The sequence below is a fragment of the Mycobacterium sp. NGS67 genome (genome assembly GCF_059812185.1).
The window spans coordinates 115000-135939 of sequence record NZ_JCALCF010000011.1; the positions used below are offsets into that span (position 1 = coordinate 115000).

General features: G+C 68.5%; 15 protein-coding genes and 2 pseudogenes. 3 read left to right on the forward strand and 14 right to left on the reverse strand.

What is annotated here, in order from left to right; translation table 11 throughout:
• Window positions 1-149: 149 nt before the first annotated feature.
• Complete coding sequence (locus AC5Y4D_RS12905) at window positions 150-569, reverse strand: nuclear transport factor 2 family protein (RefSeq protein ID WP_499942110.1); 420 nt, start codon at window positions 567-569, stop codon at window positions 150-152.
• 46 nt (window positions 570-615) lie between these two features.
• Here AC5Y4D_RS12905 and AC5Y4D_RS12910 point away from each other — a divergent pair, with 46 nt between their 5' ends.
• On the forward strand, window positions 616-1485 hold the full coding sequence (locus AC5Y4D_RS12910) for a D-alanyl-D-alanine carboxypeptidase family protein (RefSeq protein WP_500037332.1): 870 nt from the start codon (window positions 616-618) through the stop codon (window positions 1483-1485).
• Between the two features lie 66 nt (window positions 1486-1551).
• Here AC5Y4D_RS12910 and AC5Y4D_RS12915 read toward each other — a convergent pair whose 3' ends face one another.
• From AC5Y4D_RS12915 to ffh, 5 genes and pseudogenes are all read right to left on the reverse strand, one after another.
• The gene (locus AC5Y4D_RS12915) at window positions 1552-2142 is read right to left on the reverse strand and encodes a TetR/AcrR family transcriptional regulator (protein WP_500037333.1); all 591 of its coding nucleotides are present in this window, start codon (window positions 2140-2142) and stop codon (window positions 1552-1554) included.
• A pseudogene (locus tag AC5Y4D_RS12920) lies at window positions 2143-3968 on the reverse strand (N-acyl-D-amino-acid deacylase family protein).
• A gap of 32 nt (window positions 3969-4000) precedes the next feature.
• Window positions 4001-4699 (reverse strand): Rv2253/PknI dimerization domain-containing protein, encoded by a 699-nt coding sequence (locus AC5Y4D_RS12925; protein ID WP_500037334.1) that lies wholly within the window; start codon window positions 4697-4699, stop codon window positions 4001-4003.
• 213 nt (window positions 4700-4912) lie between these two features.
• Window positions 4913-5989 carry a metal-dependent hydrolase family protein gene (locus AC5Y4D_RS12930; RefSeq protein ID WP_500037335.1) on the reverse strand — a complete coding sequence of 359 codons (1077 nt, stop codon included), beginning with the start codon at window positions 5987-5989 and terminating at the stop codon, window positions 4913-4915.
• Window positions 5990-5996: 7 nt separating this feature from the next.
• Window positions 5997-7553, reverse strand: a complete 1557-nt coding sequence (gene ffh / locus AC5Y4D_RS12935; protein WP_500037336.1) for a signal recognition particle protein — start codon at window positions 7551-7553, stop codon at window positions 5997-5999.
• A gap of 141 nt (window positions 7554-7694) precedes the next feature.
• On the opposite strand from ffh, the pseudogene AC5Y4D_RS12940 reads away from it, so the two are divergent.
• Window positions 7695-7859: pseudogene (locus tag AC5Y4D_RS12940) on the forward strand (alpha/beta hydrolase); the annotation flags it as partial.
• A gap of 87 nt (window positions 7860-7946) precedes the next feature.
• Window positions 7947-9662 carry a DEAD/DEAH box helicase gene (locus tag AC5Y4D_RS12945; RefSeq protein ID WP_500037337.1) on the forward strand — a complete coding sequence of 572 codons (1716 nt, stop codon included), beginning with the start codon at window positions 7947-7949 and terminating at the stop codon, window positions 9660-9662.
• Window positions 9663-9751: 89 nt separating this feature from the next.
• On the opposite strand, the gene AC5Y4D_RS12950 is transcribed toward AC5Y4D_RS12945, so the two are convergent.
• From AC5Y4D_RS12950 to mutM, 8 genes are all read right to left on the reverse strand, one after another.
• Window positions 9752-12220, reverse strand: a complete 2469-nt coding sequence (locus tag AC5Y4D_RS12950; RefSeq protein WP_500037338.1) for a [protein-PII] uridylyltransferase — start codon at window positions 12218-12220, stop codon at window positions 9752-9754.
• Window positions 12221-12251: 31 nt separating this feature from the next.
• The gene (gene glnB, locus AC5Y4D_RS12955; protein WP_036354580.1) at window positions 12252-12590 is read right to left on the reverse strand and encodes a nitrogen regulatory protein P-II; all 339 of its coding nucleotides are present in this window, start codon (window positions 12588-12590) and stop codon (window positions 12252-12254) included.
• Window positions 12591-12592: 2 nt separating this feature from the next.
• Window positions 12593-13987, reverse strand: coding sequence for an ammonium transporter (locus tag AC5Y4D_RS12960; RefSeq protein ID WP_499942366.1), 1395 nt, complete (start codon window positions 13985-13987; stop codon window positions 12593-12595).
• Between the two features lie 157 nt (window positions 13988-14144).
• On the reverse strand, window positions 14145-15479 hold the full coding sequence (gene ftsY / locus AC5Y4D_RS12965; protein WP_500037339.1) for a signal recognition particle-docking protein FtsY: 1335 nt from the start codon (window positions 15477-15479) through the stop codon (window positions 14145-14147).
• 236 nt (window positions 15480-15715) lie between these two features.
• Window positions 15716-19321 (reverse strand): chromosome segregation protein SMC, encoded by a 3606-nt coding sequence (gene smc, locus AC5Y4D_RS12970; RefSeq protein ID WP_500037340.1) that lies wholly within the window; start codon window positions 19319-19321, stop codon window positions 15716-15718.
• 57 nt (window positions 19322-19378) lie between these two features.
• Window positions 19379-19657, reverse strand: coding sequence for an acylphosphatase (locus AC5Y4D_RS12975; RefSeq protein ID WP_499942094.1), 279 nt, complete (start codon window positions 19655-19657; stop codon window positions 19379-19381).
• Entirely contained in the window at window positions 19647-20057 is a 411-nt protein-coding gene (locus AC5Y4D_RS12980) for an OsmC family protein (protein ID WP_499942092.1), read from the reverse strand. Before AC5Y4D_RS12980 ends, AC5Y4D_RS12975 begins: the two co-directional genes overlap by 11 nt.
• Window positions 20054-20935, reverse strand: coding sequence for a DNA-formamidopyrimidine glycosylase (gene mutM / locus AC5Y4D_RS12985; RefSeq protein ID WP_499942090.1), 882 nt, complete (start codon window positions 20933-20935; stop codon window positions 20054-20056). Before mutM ends, AC5Y4D_RS12980 begins: the two co-directional genes overlap by 4 nt.
• Window positions 20936-20940 lie beyond the last annotated feature (5 nt).

Below are 20940 nucleotides of genomic sequence, written 5' to 3' on the forward strand. Positions count from 1 at the left end.
ACTCCTGTGGGTGTCACGCTGCAATTCAGCGACCGGGGCGGGATGCCCGGGTCCGGTTTTGCCTCGCGTGTATGACCGGGGCACGACCTTGGTCGCGCGACGGACAGCCGCCCATTGTGCCAGAAAGCCATGCCCGCGCGGAAATTCGCTTACATGACCTTCTGAAAAGTCTTGGTCTCGACGCGCCGCGTCATCCGCCAGCCTTGCGGGGTGCGCACGAACTCGTCGTCGTACCAGAGCCCGCAGAACAGGATCTGGTCCTGCTCGCCACCGAGCACCATCGGGTTGAAGCAGATCACCCGCGAGGATGCGGTGTCCCCGTCGATGCGGACCGAGAAGTTGCCGAGCATGTGCGAATAGGCCGGGAAATTGGGCAGCACGTCCGACAGCCACTTCTTCACCTTTGGATACGGACCGTCGATGCCGCCGAGTTCGCGGTAGTCGATGTAGGCGTCCGGGGTGAAGACGTTGTCCAGGTCGTCGAAGCGACGTTGGTCGATGGCTGTGCTGTAATCCACCAGCAGCTGTTGAATCTCCAGACGGTCGGAAATTTCGGCCAGGCTCAGCATGCAAACGATTCAACACCCCGCCATCGCGCCGTTAAACTCAGCGCCCATGCGAAAGCTCTTGGCTGCGGCCGCCGCGCTGTTGGTGTTCTGTAGTGCCCCGGTGTCCAACGCGGACACCGACGTGCAGCAGGCTGCCGGGTCGGTGCCGATCCCGGACGGTCCGGCGCAGACCTGGATCGTGGCCGACCTCGACAGCGGGCAGATCCTGGCCGGCCGCGACCAGAACGTCGCGCACGCTCCGGCGAGCACCATCAAGGTACTGCTGGCGCTCGTGGCGCTCGACGAGCTGGACCTGAACTCGTCGGTCGTCGCTGATTCGCAGGACACGGCGGTCGAATGCAACTGCGCCGGCGTCAGAGCCGGACGCAGTTACACCGCACGCCAACTGCTCGACGGTCTGCTGCTGGTGTCGGGGAACGACGCCGCCAACACGCTGGCGCACATGCTGGGCGGTCAGGAGGCCGCGGTGGGCAAGATGAACGCCAAAGCGGCGTCGCTGGGGGCGGGCAACACCCGCGCCGCGACACCTTCCGGGCTGGACGGGCCCGACGGCTCCGGCTGGTCGACGGCACATGACCTCGCCGTCATCTTCCGCGCGGCGATGGCCAACCCGACGTTCGCGCACATCACCGCCGAGCCGTCGGCCATGTTCCCCACCGAGAACGGCGACCAGCCGATCCTCAACCAGGACGAGTTGCTGACCCGCTACCCCGGCGCGATCGGCGGCAAGACCGGCTTCACCAACGCCGCCCGCAAGACATTCGTCGGCGCGGCCGCGCGCGGCGGCCGTCGCCTCGTGATCGCGATGATGTACGGCCTGGTGCACGCCGGCGGGCCGACCTACTGGGATCAGGCGGCCAGCCTGTTCGACTGGGGATTCGCGCTCGGTCCGCAGGCCGGCATCGGCTCGCTTTAGCACCGCGAGCAGACACAAAAGCCCCTGGTTTCGGCACGAAACCGGGGCTTTTGTGTCTGCTCGCGCTCAGGGCCAGGCCGCACCGAAAAGCTTGGTCAGCACCGGAATCCGGCGCTCGGCGATCTCGGGTTGCGGCAGAACGCCTTCCACCACCGCGGCACCGTCGAAGGTATTGGTCAGCAACGCCACCAGGACCGGAAGTGTGTCCTCGGGAACGTCCCCGGTCCCGGGCATCGCCCGCGCCGCCTCGTACATCTTGGACCGGTATTGCCAGAGTTCGTGCTGCAACGTTGCCCGCAGCTTTTCGTCGGTGCGAGCGGCGATCATCAGCTCGTAGAGCACGGCGTTGACGGGGCCGGCGGTGATGTCGCGCAGGATCGTCAGCGCCGCCTCCAGCGCCGGCCGCTCGGCCGGTATCTCGGCGACCTGCTTGGTGAACGACTCGATCTGTCGCCGCAACACCTCCGACGCGGTGGCCGCCATGAAGTCGCCCATCGTTTCGAAGTGGCGGAACAGCGCGCCCACCGACACCCCGGCGCGTTTGGTGATCACCGCAGCCGAGGCCCGGGCGTAGCCGGACTCGATGATGGTGTCGATGCAGGCATCCAGAAGCCGGCCGACGGTCTCCTCACGGCGCTGCTGCTGAGTCCTGGCCATCTAGGCGGGCACGCTCGCCAGCGCCGCCTGCCGCTCGCCGGCGCGCAGGTAGCGGCCCGACTTCACGGTCTGGCCGTAGCCCTCGCAGAACTCGCCGTCGCGGAAGACCACGGCACCTCCGACCCCCGTCGCGACGACGGTCGCATCGTTGCGGTTGACCATCCGTCGCAGGCCGCCGTAGAACGGGACCGCCTCCTCGTTGTAGCTGTCCACCGAGTCGTCGAGGTGGGCGGGGTCGATGACCACGAAGTCTGCCCGGTCGCCTTCGCGCAGCGTGCCGGCGTTGATGCCAAACCACTCGGCGACTTCGGCCGTGAGCCGGTACACCGCGCGCTCCACGCTCAGGAACGGCTTGCCCGCCTGCAACGCGTCCCGCGTTCGCTTGAGCAACCGCAGCGGGAAGTTGTAGAAGGCCATATTGCGCAGGTGCGCACCGGCGTCGGAGAACCCCATGTGCACGCTCGGGTCGGCGGCCAGCTTGTTCAGTTGCTTGGGACGGTGATTAGCGACGACGGTCGTCCAGCGCACGTTGCGCTCCCCGTTCTCGACCAGGATGTCCAGGAAAGCGTCCAGCGGGTGCAGTCCACGTTCGTCGGCGATCGCACCAAAGCTCTTGCCTACCAACGTCTTGTCGGGGCATTCGACGATCACCGCGTCGTGGAAGTCGCGGTGCCACAACGACGGACCGAGCTTCTTGCGGTCGAACTGACGGCGGAACCGGCGCCGGTAGGACTCGTCGGCCAGCAGCTCGTTGCGTTGCAGTTGATCACGAAGATGCAGGGCGGCGGTGCCGGCACCGAACTCCTCGAACACCGGCAGATCGATTCCGTCGGAATACAACTCGAACGGCACGGGCAGGTGCTGGAAACGCACGCTGGAGCCGAGCAGCCTGTTCAGCAACCGGGTACCGCGCCCGAAGATGTGCACGCCCATCGGCATCGACTTGGCGTCGGCCGAGACCAGCATGCTCATCCGAACACCCTTGCTGCGGTTGAGGATTCGGCTGCTGGTCAGGAAGAACATGAACGGCGACAGCGGGCTGTTGACATTGGGCGCGCTCTGCAGGATGCGGCCGCGTTTGCGTAACACTGCGATCAACCGGCGCCGTTCCCGCCAGGTCGCGAAGGTCGACGGCAGCGCGCGGGAGCGGAAGCGCTCCCCGTCGAGCTTGTCGATCGGCGCGTCCATGCCGGACATGCCCAGCATCCCGGCGTCCAGCGCTTGGTCGAGCAGTTTGGCCATCTTCTCCAGCTCGGCGTCGGTCGGCCGCACCGTCTCGTCGGTGGCGCGTTCGAGGCCCAGCACCGAGGTGCGCAAGTCCGAATGACCAAGCATCGAACTGATATTGGGACCCAGCGGCAGGGCGTCGAGCTTCTCGATGTACTCCGCGGGCGTCGACCACGTCCTGTTGTTCTCCAGAGCGCCGAGTACAAAGTCACGCGGCACCGCCTCGACCCGACTGAACAGGTCGGCGGCGTCCTCCGAATCCGCGTAGACCGTCGACAGCGAACAGTTGCCCAGCATCAGAGTGGTGACCCCGTGCCGCACCGACTCGCGCAGGCCCGGGTCGAGCAGGATCTCGGCGTCGTAGTGGGTGTGCACGTCGATGAATCCGGGCAGCACCCACTTCCCGCCCGCGTCGATCACCTCGGGGCATCCGGTCTCGTCCAACGGGGTGGCCGACACCGTGGCCACGACACCGTCCCGGATGCCCAGCGTCCGGGTCTTGGGCTTCGCGCCGGTGCCGTCGAACCACAGGCCGTCGCGGATGATCACGTCGTAGGTCACTGTTCCTCCAAGTCGTGGGCCGGCCCGAACGCTAACATAGATAGCGATCACTCGCAATCTTTTCCCGGCTTCAGCCTCCCGGTTTCGAGCCGGGTTTGGTGCCGGTCGGCGGCGCACCGGTCGCGCCGGGGATCTGGGCCGGATCGGGCACGTCGACTTCCGGTGGTATCTCCCCGCTGCGGGTGATCGCGGCAGGGACGCGGATGACGCCACCTTTCTGGCCGCATTCGTCGGTCTGGACCGAGACGACCATTTCGCCGACGAGTTCGCCGTGCGGTTGCGGGCGCAGCGACAGCACCTGCTCGGTGGTCTGGGTACTCGCGGAGCCGCTGGCCGCGACGCACGGGAAACCGTTGGTTTCCGGACGGGACCGCCACTGCCCGTCGCCGAATTCCAGGATCAGCGGGTGCACGCCGGGCGACATCTCCCGGGTGTGCTCGCTGCTGTCGAGCAGTGTCGCCGCGGCCAGGCAAGTAGCGGAGCACGACGACCGGATGGCCCACCAGGTCGTGACGTCCGGGGGCTGCGGATCAGGTCTGCCGTCGAATGTCTGCGCGGAGCGCCGCAGCTCGAGGCGGTAGGTCCCGGACGACAACGGCGTTCCGGGAGCAGGCGTCGCCACTGCACCCGTCGACTGGTCGGCGGCGGGGGTCTGGTGCGCATGCAGATGATGCCCGACGGTCTTGCCCTCGGCGAACAGGCCGATCCCCAGGATCACCGCGGCCACCCCGAGCACGCCGCGGCGCAGCCAGCGACGCGAAGTCGTCATCGACGTTTCCTCGGAGTTCGGGTAGTCCACGGCGACGGCGCCCGTATCTTCAGCCGCTGCCAACCGGGCAGCCCTGATCTCTCGACCGGGTACGACTGGCCCGTCGACGAGGAAGTCAGCATCCGCACGACGGTGTGACCGGCAAACGTCGCGCCGCTGGCCAAGGCCATCCGGTGATATTAACCCCGCTCGGCGACCAGCCGGCGACAATCCTCAGCTGGGCCGAAACACGTTGCCGCGCAATATCACCAGATCGGGCCGGCTCAGCACACCGGGACCTTGACGCGGATCCTCGGCATAGCACAGCAGGTCCGCGGATGCACCGTGGTCCAGTCCGGGCCGGCCCAGCCAGCGCCGGGCGTCCCAGCAGGCCGCGCCCAGCGCCTCGGTCGGGCTCATCCCGATGCCCTTGAGCGCCTCCACCTCGTCGGCGACGCGTCCGTGCCGGATCATGCCGCCGGCGTCACTGCCGGCATAGATCGGCACGCCGGCTTCGTGGGCGGCGTTGAATCGTTCGGTGCTTCGCGCGTACAGGTCACGCATGTGCGCGGCGTAGACGGGGTAGCGACTGGCCGAGTCCGCGATGCCCGGGAAGTTCTCGATGTTGATCAAGGTGGGGACCAGCGCGGTGCCGTGCTCGAGCATCAGCGCGACGGTGTCGTCGGTGAGGCCGGTGCCGTGTTCGATGCAGTCGATGCCGGCGCTGAGCAGGCCGGGTAGCGCGTCTTCGCCGAAGACGTGCGCGGTGACCCGTGCGCCGTGGGCGTGCGCGACGTCGATTGCCTCTTTGAGGATGTCGTCGGACCACAGCGGGGCGAGGTCCCCGATCCCCCGGTCGATCCAGTCCCCGATCAGCTTGATCCAGCCGTCTCCGAGTCGCGCCTGTTCGGCCACCGCATCCGGCAGTTGCGATTCGTCTTCGAGATCGATCGACAAGCCCGGGATGTAGCGCTTGGGCAGCGCCAGATGCTGTCCGGCGCGGATGATCCGGGGAAGATCAGCGTGGTCGTCGAGGCTGCGGGTGTCGATGGGCACCCCGCAGTCGCGCACCAGCAGGACACCGACGTCGCGTTCGATCTCGGCCTGGACGATCGCCTCGTCGAGTTCGACGCCGCCGTCCTCGCCGAGTCCGATGTGGCAGTGCAGATCCACCAAGCCGGGCACGATCCAGCCGCCGTCGAAAATCGTGTCGGCGCCGTCCACCGGCTCGGTGCTGATGTGGCCGTCGTCGACCCAGAGGTCGCTGACGGCTTCGTCGGGCAGCGTCAGCCCTCGCACGTGCAGGCGCACGGCGCGGTTAGCCCTTACCCGGGAACTTCAGCTTGGACAGGTCGAAATCGGCCAGGCCCGGCGGCAGCTCGTTGAGCCCCTCGGGCATCTGCGACAGATCGGGGAACCCGGCCGGCATGCCCGGCATCCCGGCTCCGAACGGGCTGCGCACTTTCGGCGGCGTCGGACCGCGACCGCCCTTCTTGCCCTTCTTGCCCTTGGCGGCCTTGGACTTCCGGGTCGCCGACTTGCGCCCCATCCCGGGGATGCCCATGCCGCCGAGCATCGAGGACATCATCTTGCGGGCCTCGAAGAAGCGGTCGACGAGCTGGTTCACCTCGGAAACGGTGACGCCCGATCCGTTGGCGATCCGCAGCCGTCGCGAGGCGTTGATGATCTTCGGGTCGGCGCGCTCCTGTGGGGTCATGCCGCGGATGATGGCTTGGATCCGGTCCAGCGACTTGTCGTCGACCTCGGCAAAGGCGTCCTTCATCTGCGCCCCGCCGGGCAGCATGCCCAGCAGATTGCCGATCGGGCCCATCTTGCGCACCGCGAGCATCTGCTCGAGGAAGTCCTCCAAGGTCAGCTCGCCGGCGCCGATCTTGGCCGCGGCCGCCTCGGCCTGCTGGGCGTCGAAGACCTGCTCGGCCTGCTCGATGAGGCTGAGCACGTCGCCCATGCCTAGGATGCGGCTGGCCATCCGGTCGGGGTGGAAGACGTCGAAGTCCTCGAACTTCTCCCCGGTCGACGCGAAAAGGATTGGCACACCTGTCACTTCGCGGACCGACAGCGCGGCGCCGCCGCGGGCGTCGCCGTCCAGCTTGGTCAGCACCACGCCGGTGAAGCCGACGCCGTCGCCGAAGGCCTGCGCGGTGGCCACGGCGTCCTGGCCGATCATCGCGTCCAGGACGAACAGCACCTCGTCCGGGTCGACGGCCTCGCGGATGGCCGCGGCTTGGGCCATCAACTCCTCATCGATGCCCAGTCGTCCGGCGGTGTCGACGATGACGAAGTCGTGGTGCTTGGATTTGGCCTCGGCGATACCCGCCGCCGCGACGGCGACCGGGTCACCCGGTCCCGACTCCGGTGAGGCACCCGGGTGTGGGGCGAATACCGGCACCCCGGCGCGCTGCCCGACCACCTGCAGCTGGTTCACCGCGGCGGGACGCTGCAGGTCGCAGGCCACCAATAGCGGCGTGTGCCCTTGGTTCTTCAGCCGAAACGCCAGCTTTCCGGCCAGCGTCGTCTTACCGGAGCCCTGCAGGCCGGCGAGCATGATCACCGTCGGCGGGGTCTTGGCGTATGCCAGCTCACGGGTCTGGCCGCCGAGGATGCCGATCAGTTCCTCGTTGACGATCTTCACGACTTGCTGCGCCGGGTTCAGCGCACCGGACACCTCGTGGCCGCGGGCGCGTTCCTTGATCCGGTGGACGAAGGCCCGCACCACGGGTAGTGAGACGTCGGCTTCGAGCAGCGCGAGCCGGATTTCGCGGGTGGTGGCGTCGATGTCGGCGTCGGTCAGGCGGCCCTTGCCGCGCAAGCCCGCGAGCGCACCGGTCAACCGGTCGGAGAGCGATTCAAACACGTGGGCCAGCCTAATGGTCAGTGTCGACACGCCCGGCACGAGCGTGCACAGTTGTACGACGACACGCGGCAATTTCTGGCAATCTGTGCACGCTCGGCACGAGACGGGGATCTACGGATGCTTGAGGTGATCGAGAAGGGTCTGGGCGCCGAGCACGACGGCTTCGTCAGTCGATCGGACGTGCACGTCACCGCGCACGCCTACCGGACCGAAGCCGAGTTCTTCGACATGGGGCACAACATGATGCTCGAACCTGGCTGGAGCGACGTCGCCGAGCGTATCCGGGAGCGGCTGGAAACGCGATAGGCTCGGGTCGCTACCGCGACGAAAACCGTTGCCATGCTATGTTTTACAGCCGCACGCACGCCGAGCAGGTACGGGGGATCTTTGTCGATGCAGCCGGTCAGGCCCGCCGACAGCATCGCCGAAGGCAGCCGGCCACTGCGCGGCTGGCAGCGCCGCGCGCTGGTCAAATACCTGGGCAACCAGCCGCGTGACTTCCTGGCCGTGGCCACCCCCGGATCGGGCAAGACGGCGTTCGCGCTGCGCATCGCCGCCGAACTGATCAGCCATCGCGCGGTCGAGCAGATCACCGTCGTGGTGCCCACCGAGCACCTCAAGATCCAGTGGGCCCAGGCCGCCGGGCGCCAGGGCCTGTCGCTGGACCCGAAGTTCAGCAACTCCAACCCGCAGACCTCACCGGAGTACCACGGCGTGATCGTCACCTACGCCCAGGTCGCCGCGCATCCGAGCTTGCACCGGGTGCGCACCGAGCAACGCAAGACCCTGGTGATCTTCGACGAGATCCACCACGGCGGCGACGCCAAGACGTGGGGCGATGCCATCCGCGAAGCCTTCAGCGACGGCACCCGCCGACTTGCGCTGACGGGCACCCCGTTTCGCAGCGACGACTGTCCGATCCCTTACGTCGACTACGAGCCCGACGGCGACGGTGTGCTGCGCTCCCGCGCCGACCACACCTACGGCTACGCCGAGGCCCTCGCCGACGCAGTGGTCCGCCCGGTGGTGTTCATGGCCTATTCCGGGCAGGCGCGCTGGCGCGACAGCGCCGGCGAGGAGCACGAGGCGCGATTGGGCGAGCCGCTGTCGGCCGAGCAGACCGCCCGGGCCTGGCGGACCGCGCTGGACCCCGCCGGGGAGTGGATGCCGGCGGTGATCACCGCGGCCGATCGCCGGCTACGCCAGCTGCGCGAGCACGTGCCCGACGCCGGCGGGATGATCATCGCCTCGGACCGGACCGCGGCCCGCGCCTACGCCACCCTGCTGCAGCGGTTGACGGGCGAAGCGGCGACCGTCGTGCTTTCCGACGACCCCGGGTCGTCGGCCCGGATCAGCGAGTTCGCCGCGAGCACCAGTCGCTGGCTGGTCGCGGTGCGGATGGTCTCCGAAGGCGTCGACGTGCCCCGCCTGTCGGTCGGGATCTACGCCACGAGCGCGTCGACGCCGCTGTTCTTCGCCCAGGCCATCGGCCGGTTCGTGCGGTCCCGCCGGCCGGGCGAGACCGCAAGCATCTTCCTGCCGTCGGTGCCGAACCTGCTGCAACTGGCCAGCGAGCTGGAAGCCCAGCGTGATCACGTGCTGGGCAAGCCGCATCGCGAATCGCTTGAGGATCCGCTGCTCGAGGATCCCGCCACCAAGACGCAGACCGAGCCGGGCGAAGCCGAGAACGGTTTCGTGTCGCTGGGCGCCGACGCCGAGCTGGACCAGGTCATCTTCGACGGGTCGTCGTTCGGGACCGCCACCCCCGCCGGCAGCGAGGAGGAAGCCGACTATCTCGGCATCCCCGGGCTGCTCGACGCCGAGCAGATGCGCGCCCTGCTGCACCGCCGCCAGGACGAGCAGCTGCAGAAGCGCGCGGCCGTCCAGGGACCGTCGGCGCCGAGCACCACGCACGGGCAACTTCGCGACCTGCGCCGCGAACTCAACGCGCTGGTCTCGGTCGCCCATCACCGCACCGGCAAGCCGCACGGCTGGATCCACAACGAGCTGCGGCGTCGCTGCGGCGGCCCGCCGATCGCCGCGGCGACCCGGGATCAGCTGCAGGCGCGCATCGTGGCGGTGCGCCAGCTCAATTCCGAGCCCGTCTAGCAACGCCGAGCGTGAACTACACGACGCTTGAGCGGTGTGTCGCGTCGTGGGATTCACACTCGCCGCACCGCGGCTAATCCGCGACGCGGCTAATCCCCCACCGGCTCGTCGACCAGGACCACAGCCGGGGCCCCCAACACACCCAGCAGGTTCTTCTCCACGGCCCCGCGCGCGTTCGACTCCGGCGGGACCGTCACACAGAACACGTCGGCCGCCGTCGAACCGAAGGTGTTCACCTTCGCCCAGACGATGTCGGTGTCGGCCCGCTCCAGCGCCCACGCCAGCAGAGCCAGCAGACCCGTGCGGTCCATGGCCCGCACTTCCAGGATCAGCTGACCGGGCGTGTCGGTGTCCAGCCACAGGATGCGCGGCGGCGCGGTCGAGCGGGTGACCGGCACCCCGACCTGCACCTCCCCCGCCCGGGCGGTCGCCGAACTGGTGGCTTCGATGTCCCGCTTCTCCAGCGTCCCCAGCACGTCGACATCGCCACGCAAGGCACCCACGAAGGCTTGACGCAACATGTCGGCCGCGGGGGGCGAACCGAACAGCGGCGACACCACGAATTCGGTGATGGCAACGCGCTCATGCACATTCACCGAGGCCGAGTGCACGCGCAGCGAGTTCAGCGCCAGCACCGCGGCGGCTTTGGACACCAGGCCGCGCTCGTCCGGGGCCACCATCACCGCGTGCAACCGCTCGCCTTCGGCGGGGTTGATCTCGACGTGCACACCTTGCTGGGCGGCCAACGAAAGATAGTGCGGCGCAGTCGGTTCGGCTTGAGGCAGCGGTTCGCCGGCCATCGCCATCCGGCAGCGACGCACCAGATCCTCGATCAGGGACGCCTTCCAGTCGCTCCACACACCGGGCCCGGTGGCCTTGGAGTCGGCCTCGGTCAGGGCGTGCATCAACTCCAGCAGTTGCGGGTCCCCGCCCAGCGCCTCGGAGACGGCTTCGATGACCGCCGGGTCGTTCAGGTCGCTGCGGGTGGCCGTGATGGGCAGCAGCAGGTGGTGACGGACCATGTGGGACAGCGTGTCGATGTCAGCCGAGGACAGCCCGAGCCGCTCCGCGATCGGGACCACCAGATCCGCACCGAGCACACAGTGGTCCATGCCCCGGCCCTTGCCGACGTCGTGCAGCAACGCACCGAGCGCCAGCAGGTCGGGCCGGGCCACGTTGGTGCTCAACGGTGCCGCGTGCACGGCGCACTCCACCACGTGCCGGTCCACCGTCCACTTGTGGGACACGTCGCGCGGCGGCAAGTCACGGATCGGGTCCCACTCCGGCAGCAGTTGGCCCCACAACCCGGTCCGGTCGAGCGCCTCGATCGTCGGCACCGCGGTGGGGCCGGCCAGCAGCACCACCAACAGGTCGTCCAGCGCCGCACGCGGCCACGGAATCGGCAGCGGGGGTGCGCTGTCGGCCAGCCGGTTGAGCGTGGCCGCACCGATGGGCACCCCGGTATCGGCCGCGGCCGCGGCCACCCGCAGCACCAGACCGGGATCGCGGTCGGGCTGGGCGTCTCTGGCCAGCACGATCTCCCCGGCGTACTCGACGACACCCTCGTCCAGCGGGCGGCGCTTGGGCCGCCCGATGAACGCCGAGATGCCGCGACGGGGCAGTGCGTTGTTGGCGGTCCGCAACCCGGTGACGGCGTGGTAGCTGATCGTTCGCCCGGCGCTGGAAAGCATGCGCGCCAGGTCGAATCGGTCGCCGACCCCCAACACGGCGCTGACCTCGTCGGCGAACTGCGCCAGCACCTGGTCGCGGCCGCGGCGCGAGACCACGTGCAGTTCGGTGCGCACGTCGAGCAGGGTGAGGTAGGCGTCGTCCAGCGACCCGGCCGGGGTGTCCGGACGGGACATGCCGTGGCGGTCGATCAACTGGGCGAGCGCCAGCGCGTTGAGCAACTGGACGTCGCGCAGACCGCCGCGGCCGGACTTCAGGTCGGGCTCGGCGCGGTGTGCGATGCGGCCCAGACGCAGCCAGCGGGCGTGCGTCATCTCCACGAGTTCGTCCATGCGGGAACGGATTCCGGTGCGCCACTGCCGGCGCACACCGTGGATCAATTCCTCCGAGAGACCTTCCTCGCCGGCGATGTGACGCGCTTCCAGCAGACCCAGCGCCGCGGTCATGTCCGAGTTGGCGATGCCCAACGCGTCGCTGACCGTGCGCACACTGTGATCGAGCCGAATGTTGGCGTCCCACAACGGATACCACAACTTGTCCGCGACCGGTCCCAGCACGTCGGCCGGCTTGCCGTCGTGCAGCAACACCAGGTCGAGGTCGGAGTACGGCAGCAATTCGCGCCGCCCCAGCCCCCCGACGCCGATCAGGGCGTAGCCGCTGCCGTCGGTGATGCCGATCTCGGCGGCCTTTGCGGTCAGCCAGGATTCGTGCAGTTCGAGCACCGCCTTGCGCAGCTCGGCGGGTGCGCGGTCACGAAGATCGTCAGACAGCAGTTCGCGCCGTGCGGCAGCCAGATCGACTGCCGCGACGGCGCTTCCTGCTTGCTTAGATTCCGATGACTCAGCGGGGTCGGGCGGAGTCGACGTCACACCCGCCCGGCCCGTCCGATGAGGTTCGGCGTCACAGCGCGTCGGGCCCGCGTTCCCCCGTGCGCACCCGCACGATGGTGTCCACCGGGCTGACCCACACCTTGCCGTCGCCGATCTTCCCGGTCCGTGCCGCACGGACGATGCTGTCCACGACCTTGTCGACGATGGAGTCGTCGACGACGACCTCGATGCGGACCTTGGGCACGAAGTCGACGGAGTATTCGGCGCCCCGGTAGACCTCGGTGTGACCCTTCTGCCGGCCGTAGCCCTGAATCTCGCTGACCGTCATGCCCAGGACGCCGGCGTCCTCGAGGCTGGTCTTGACATCGTCAAGGGTGAACGGCTTCACGATCGCGGTGATCAGCTTCATGTCTATTCCGCCTCCACTTTCTCGGCCAAGCGCGCCCCTAGCCCGTTCGGGGTGTCCGGCAGGCTGGCACGTGGAAGAACCGAACCGCTGGCGACCGCGAAGTCGTAGCCACTCTCGGCGTGCTCCGACTCATCGATCCCCGCGGCCTCCTGCTCAGCCCCGAGACGCAGCCCGATGGTGTACTTCAGGATAAGCGCAATGATCAGCGTGCCAAGAGCCGAGTAGGTCAACACAGCAAACGCGCCGATGGCCTGTTTGCCGAGCTGGCCCCAACCGCCGCCGTAAAACACCCCCGCAACCGCCGCGGGGGCCTGCGGCGTGGCGACCAGGCCGACCATCAGGGTGCCGGCCAATCCGCCGACCAGGTGCACGCCGACCACGTCGAGCGAGTCGTCGAACCCGAGCTTGAACTTCAGCCCCACCGCCAGCGCACACAGCACGCCGGCCACTGCGCCGATTACCAAAGCGCCCACCACGTTGACCGACGAACACGACGGCGTGATGGCGACCAGTCCCGCGACGATGCCCGAGGCGGCACCCAGCGTGGTGGCCTTGCCGTCGCGGATGCGCTCGGTGAGCAGCCAGGCGAGCATGGCGGCCGCCGTGGCGATGGTGGTGGTGATGAACGTGGTACCGGCGGCGCCGTTCGAGCTGGTGGCTGATCCGGCGTTGAACCCGTACCAGCCGAACCACAGCAGGCCGGCGCCGAGCATCACGAACGGCAGGTTGTGCGGCCGGAACAGCGTGGTGGGCCAGCCCTTGCGCTTGCCCAGGACCAGCGCCAGCACCAGGCCCGCCACACCGGCGTTGATGTGGACCGCCGTACCGCCGGCGAAGTCGACCGCTTTCAGCTTGTTGGCGATCCACCCGCCCGACTCGGCGACGCTGCCGTCGAACGCGAACACCCAGTGCGCGACGGGGAAGTAGACGATTGTGGCCCACAGTCCGGAGAACACCAACCAGGCGCTGAACTTCATCCGGTCCGCCACCGCACCCGAGATCAGGGCGACGGTGATGATCGCGAACATGAGCTGGAAGGCCACGAACACCGTGGCCGGCAGGGTGCCCACCAGCGGGATGGTTGTCTCTGCCACAGCCGGGGTCTTGCTCGGATCGGCAGCGATGTAATTGCCACCGATGAGACCTTTCAGGCCCCAGAACTGGGTCGGGTTGCCCACGACGCCACCCGTGTCGTTACCGAATGCCATCGAGTAGCCGTAGAGCACCCACAGCACGGTCACGACGCCCATCGCACTGATGCTCATCATGATCATGTTCAGAACACTCTTGGCACGCACCATGCCGCCGTAGAAAAACGCCAGGCCCGGCGTCATCAACAGCACGAGCGCAGAACTTGCCAACATCCAGGCCGTGTCGCCCGTATCGGGATGGCCCATCAGCGGGAAACTCACTCGCTATCACCTCCAGTCAGCGTCGGGAGGGCCCCAGATGGATGACTGGCGACCTGATCCAGAACCATGCGCATAAGTTGTTGCGCGAATGGGGCAGCGATGTTTCGTCGCGATTAACGTAAAGGCTGCTGTGTAATACCTGTCATCCGAGCAGGGCGTCGACGAACGCCTTCGGCTCGAACGGCGCCAGATCATCGGGGCCTTCGCCCAGCCCGACCAGCTTCACCGGCACTCCGAGTTCCTGCTGGACGCGGAACACGATGCCGCCCTTGGCCGTTCCGTCCAGCTTGGTCAGCACCGCACCGCTGATGTCGACGACCTCGGCGAAGACCTTGGCTTGGGCCAATCCGTTGTGCCCGATCGTGGCGTCGAGCACCAACAGCACCTCGTCCACCGCGGCGCGACGGGTCACCACCCGTTTGACCTTGCCCAGCTCGTCCATCAGGCCGACTTTGGTGTGCAGCCTCCCGGCGGTGTCGATGAGGACGACGTCGGCGCCGGCGGCGATGCCCTTGTCGACGGCGTCGAACGCTACCGACGCCGGATCGGCGCCTTCGGCACCGCGCACCACCTCCGCGCCGACCCGCGACGCCCAGGTCTGCAGCTGGTCGGCCGCGGCGGCCCGGAATGTGTCGGCGGCACCCAGGACCACCCGCCGGCCGTCGGCCACCAGCACCCGCGCGAGTTTGCCGACCGTGGTGGTCTTGCCGGTGCCGTTGACGCCGACGACCAGCAGCACCGACGGATGATCGGCGTGCGGCAGGGCTCTGATGGAACGGTCCATGCGGGGTTGCAGTTCGTTGACCAGGACGTCGTGCAGCACGGCGCGAGCGTCGGCCTCGGTGCGAACATTGCTGCTCGCCAGCCGGCTGCGGAGCTGCGACACCACCGATTCGGTGACCACCGGGCCCAGGTCGGCGACCAGCAGCGTGTCCTCGACGTCCTGCCAGGAATCCTCGTCCAGGTCGCCGCCGCCGATCAGGCCCAGCATGCTGCGGCCCAGCGCATTCTGTGACCGGGCCAGTCGGCCCCGTAGCCGTTCCAGCCGCCCTTCGGTGGGCGCGATCTCCTCGATCTCGGGCGCCTCGGGCTCCAGCACCTCGAGCGTCTCGAAGCCTTGCGGTATTTCGGGTTCGACCGGCGCCTCGGGCTCGACGACCTCGGGCAGCTGGACCTCGGAGATCGGGCGTTTGGGCGCGTCGCGCGGGAGGGTCGCGTCGTCGCCGACGGCGGGCAAACCGCTGGTGTCGATGCGTTCTACGGGTTCGGGCCGGTCCAGGGTCTCGGTCTGACTCTGGCCCTGGCTGAAGGTGATGCCCGACGAGGCGGTGTAGCCACCGGACTTGTCGATTGCCTCCGTTTCGCGTGGCGCCAGGCTGATCCGCCGCCTGCGGTAGCGCACCAGGCCGACGACGATCGCGGTGATGACGAGAAGGGCGGCGACGACGGCGATTGCGATCCACAGACTTTCGGACACGTTGTCGATCCTTCCAGCCGTGGGGCGCGCGGCTCTCGGTGGGTTGACGACGGTCGCATCCGCCTGCACGTCCCGGACCTCGAATGTGCAGGCAGGACTCTCGGTGTGAAGTCAGGGCTTCGGTTGTGCAGCCAGGGTGGGGATTTCGCGAAAATCCAACCGCCACTGCCCAATCAAAGCCCTGAGTTCACAATCAAAGCCGTCAGTACCCGCTCGAACTTCCGTCGGGCCGCGACTCATCCAGGTGTGCCCACCAACCGGTCTACCTGCTGTCCCCGGATTCGCTGCGAGATAACCGCGGTGATCCCGTCACCCTGCATCGTCACGCCGTAGAGCGCGTCGGCGACCTCCATGGTGGGCTTTTGATGGGTGATGATGATCAGTTGCGAGCGGTCGCGCAGCATCTCGAACAGCCCGATCAGCCGGCGCAGGTTGACGTCGTCGAGCGCCGCCTCCACCTCGTCCATGATGTAGAACGGCGACGGCCGGGCGCGGAAGATGGCAACCAGCATCGCGACCGCCGTCAGTGCCTTCTCCCCACCGGACAGCAAAGAAAGCCGGGTCACCTTTTTGCCGGGGGGACGGGCCTCCACCTCGATGCCGGTGGTCAGCATGTCATCCGGCTGGGTCAGCCGCAGCCGACCCTCGCCGCCGGGGAACAACGCGGTGAACACCGTCTGGAACTCCCGTTCCACGTCGAAGAACGCATCGCTGAACACCTGCAGGATGCGGGAGTCGACTTCGGCGACGACGTCGAGCAGGTCCTTGCGCGCGGCCTTGACATCTTCGAGCTGAGTGGACAGAAAGTTGTACCGCTCTTCCAGGGCAGCAAATTCTTCGAGGGCCAATGGATTGACCCGGCCGAGCTCGGTCAGCTCACGCTCGGCGCGTTTGGCACGCCGCTCCTGGGTGGTGCGGTCAAACGGCATCGGTGCGGGCGCCACGACCTGCTCGCCGCGTTCACGCGCCTGTTCGAACTCGGCCATCTCCAACTCGGTCGGCGGCAGCGGGACGTCGGGACCGTATTCGGCGACCAGGTCGGCCGGCGCCATCCCGAACTGCTCGAGCACCATCTGCTCGAGTTGCTCGATGCGCAGCGCCGCCTGCGCATTGGCCACCTCGTCGCGGTGCAGCGAATCGGTCAGAGCCGACACCCGCGCGCTCAGCGTGTTCGTCTCCTCGCGGACCGCGGCCCGGGCCGCGGATCGTTGCCGGCGTTCGGCGGCCAACTCGTCGCGCAGTCGTGCAGCCGCCTCGACCACTGTGTCGAGGCGGCGGGCCAGTACCCGACCCGATTCGGCGACCGCCGCGGCCACGGCACCGGCGCGCAACCGGGCGGCGCGCGCCTGTTCGGCCCGCAGCCGCGCCTCGCGTTCGGCCGCGGCCGCCCGGCGCAGCGAGTCGGCTCGTCCGCGCACCGCGTTGGCCCGCTCCTCGGCGGTGCGTACCGCCAACCGGGCCTCGACCTCGACGCTGCGCGCGCTCTCGGCGGCGGCGGCGATGGCTTCCCGGGCCTCGGCCGGGCTGGCCTCGGCCTCGGTCACGAGCTCGGTCTGCTGCGCATTACGCAGCCGCGTCTCCAACTCGACGACGTCCTCGACGGTCCGCCCGCGCGCGGCTTCGAGTTCTGCGCGTTGCTGCAGCAGCCGGGTCCACTCGTCGTCGGCCGCGCGCGCGTCCTGTCCCAACCGGCCCAGTTGCTCGTACATTGCCGAGATGGCGGTGTCGGACTCGTTGAGTGCCGCCAGTGCCTGCTCGGCGGCTTCCTGGCGGGCGGTCTGCTCGGTCAGCGCGCCGGACAGCGCCGCGTTCAGCTGCGCCACCTGCTCCTCGGTGGCAGCCAGCTCCCCGCGCGCCTTGTCGATCTCGGAGGCGACCTCCAACGTGGACAGCTTGCGGTCGGATCCGCCGCTCACCCGTCCCGCGCCTACCACGTCGCCATCGACGGTGACCGCCCGCAACTGCGGACGGCCGGCCACCAGATCCAGCGCCGCACTCAGATCGTCGACGACCGCGACACCGGACAGCATCGCGACCATCGCGCCGCGCAGTCGCGGCGGCGCTTCGATCAGGTCCACCGCCCACAGCACACCCGCGGGCAACTGCGCCGACTCGGCCGCGGCGGCAGGCCAGTCGCTCAACACCAGCGCTGCGCGGCCGCCGTCGGCCTGCTTGAGCGCGGTAACCGCACCGCGCGCGGCGTCGACGCTGTCGGCCGCCAGCGCGTCGGCCGCCGAACCGAGCACCGCGGCCAGTGCCGCCTCGTAGCCGGGCCGCACCTTGACCAGTTCCGCAACAGAGCCCAAAAGCCCTGCGCCACTGAGGTTTCGGGTGAGCCAAGCGGCACCGTCCTTGCGCTCCAAGCTCACCGACAGTGCGTCGATGCGGGCCCGCAGCGACGCGACCTGACGCTCGGCGCTGCGTTCGTTGGCCTGCAGCTCGGCGACTCGCGCCTCGGCCAGCCGCAACGCCGACACCGTCCGCTCGTGTTGCTCGTCCAGGCCCAGCTCGCCCTGGTCCAGTTGGCCGACGCGGCCCTGCACGCTCTCGAATTCGGCGCGGGTCTGCTGCGCTCGGGCGGCCGCCTGTTCGATCCGCTCCGAGAGCCGGGCGACGCTTTCGTCGATCGACTCGACCCGCGCCCGCATGGTCTCCACCTGCCCGGCCAGCCGCGCCAGACCTTCCCGACGGTCCGCCTCGGCGCGCACCGCCGCCAGGTGCGCCTTGTCGGCTTCCACGGCGCGGCGCTCCCATTCGGCCAACTCGGCACGGGCGGCGTCCAACCGGGCGCGCGCCTCTTCCAGTTCGGTGAGCAACTGTCGCTCGCGGGAGGCCACCTCGTCGGCCTCGGCTTCCAGGGCGTCTGGGTCGGTGTCGCTGGCCCGCACCGGCTCGACGTCGAGGTGCTGTGCGCGTTCGGCGGCGATGCGCACCGTCGCACCCACCCGCTCGGCCAGCGCGGACAATCGAAACCACGTGTGCTGCACCGCCTCGCTGCGTTGCGACAGCACGGCAAGCTCAGCCTCGTGCGCAGCCAGCTCCTCGGAAGCCACCGACAGCCGGGCGGCGGCTTCGTCGTGCTCGCGGCGCATGGTGGCCTCGGCGTCGAAGATCGCCTGCCGCTCGGTGCGCCGGCTCACCAGGTCGTCGGCGGCCAGCCGCAACCGTGCATCGCGCAGGTCGGCCTGGATGGTCTGGGCGCGACGCGCCACCTCGGCCTGACGGCCCAGCGGCTTGAGTTGGCGGCGCAGCTCGGTGGTCAGGTCGTTGAGCCGGGCCAGGTTCGCGGCCATCGCGTCGAGCTTGCGCAGCGCCTTCTCTTTACGCTTGCGGTGCTTGAGCACGCCGGCGGCTTCTTCGATGAACGCGCGCCGGTCTTCGGGGCGGGACTGCAGGATCTCGTCGAGCTTGCCCTGCCCGACGATCACATGCATCTCGCGGCCGATGCCGGAATCGCTCAGCAGCTCCTGTACATCCATCAAACGGCAACTGCTGCCGTTGATTTCGTACTCGCTGGCCCCGTCGCGGAACATCCGGCGGGTGATCGAAACCTCGGAGTACTCGATCGGCAGTGCGTTGTCGGAATTGTCGATGGTGACGGTGACCTCGGCGCGGCCCAACGGGGCACGCGAGGAGGTGCCGGCGAAGATGACGTCTTCCATCTTGCCGCCGCGCAGCGTCTTGGCGCCCTGCTCCCCCATCACCCAGGCCAGCGCGTCGACCACGTTGGACTTGCCTGAACCGTTGGGCCCGACAACGGCGGTGATGCCGGGCTCGAAACGCAGAGTCGTCGGCGCGGCGAAGGACTTGAAGCCCTTCAGCGTCAGACTCTTGAGGTACACGGTGGGCCAGATTACCGCTGGATCAGACGGCGGTGACCCGGCGCGCCCGTCGTCCGATCACCGTTCGACGAATCCGGTGAATTGTTCCGTCGGCTTCGACCAGTCTTCGACGACTTTGTCCACCCGGCCCGGAGTGTCCCCGCCACGTAACAGCTCGAGCAACCGTTCGCCGGCTTCCCGCGGCCCCTGCGCAACCACCAACACGCGGCCGTCGGCGTGATTCGCCGCGTACCCCGTCAGCCCCTGCTCCAGCGCACGGCAGCGGGTCCACCAGCGAAAACCAACGCCCTGGACATGCCCGTGCACCCAGGCGGTCAATCGCACGTCATCCGACATCTGCGACCCCGAACGTGACCGTGGTGCCCGACTTGAGGGTGCGCCCGACGGTGCACACCATGTCGACGGCCCGCTCGACGACAGTCAGCACGCGCTCCTTGTCCTCGGCGCTGAGACCCGAAAGGTCCAGTTCGAGCGTCTCCTCGAGCAGCGGATAGACCTCGTTGTCCCGGTCGGCGGCGCCCGATACCCGGACCGTCGCTGTGTAGTCGTCGCCCAGCCGGCGCGCCAAAGGCTGATCGCTGGCCATTCCGCTGCACGCGGCCAGCGCGATCTTCAGCAGCTCGCCCGGTGTGAAGACCCCGTCGACGTCTTCGCTGCCGACGAGCACCTGCGCTCCCCGCGAGCTGTGCCCGGTGTACCGGCGCGGGCCGGTGCGTTCGACCCACAGTTCGGTCATGTTTCCCCTTTCCTCGCGGTGTTTCGCGGCCGCGGCTGGCATTTCGGGCAGTAGAACGACGAGCGGTTCATGAACTTCTCCCGGCGCATCACCGCTCCACAGCGCCGGCAGTTCTGCCCTTCGCGACCGTAGGCGTCCAGCGACCGGTCGAAGTAACCCGACTCGCCGTTGACGTTGACGTACAGCGAATCGAACGACGTCCCGCCCTCGGCGAGTGCCTCCCGCATCACTTCGGCGGCGGCATCCAAGACCGCCCGCAGTCGCCGCCGGGGTAGGGTGGCGGCGATCCGCGCGCCGTTCAGCTGCGCGCGCCACAACGCCTCGTCGGCGTAGATGTTGCCGATTCCCGACACGACCTGTTGGTCGAGTAACTGGCGCTTGATCTCGGAGTGCTTGCGCCGCAACACATTCACCACGGCTTCGGCGTCGAACCCGGGATCCAGCGGATCACGCGCGAGGTGCGCGACCGGCGCCGGTACCACGCTGCCGTCCACCGTCACGAGGTCGGCGAGCAGCCACCCGCCGAACGTTCGCTGATCGGCGAAACTCAGTACGGTCCCGTCGTCGAGGAGCGCCGAGATCCGGACGTGGTCGGCGCGCGGAACCTCCCCCAGCAACATCTGACCGCTCATCCCCAGGTGCACGACCAGTGCGGCGTCGGGGTCTGTGCTCTTCTCCAGCAGCAGCCACAGATACTTGCCGCGGCGATCGGTGCCGGTGATCTTCGCATCCAGCAGCCGAGCGGTCAGGTCGCCCGCCCCGGCCTCGTGCCGGCGCACCGCGCGGGGGTGGTGGACCCGGACGGCGGTGATCGTCTTGCCCACCACGTGAGCCTGCAAACCGCGCCGTACCACCTCGACTTCGGGTAGTTCTGGCATCGATA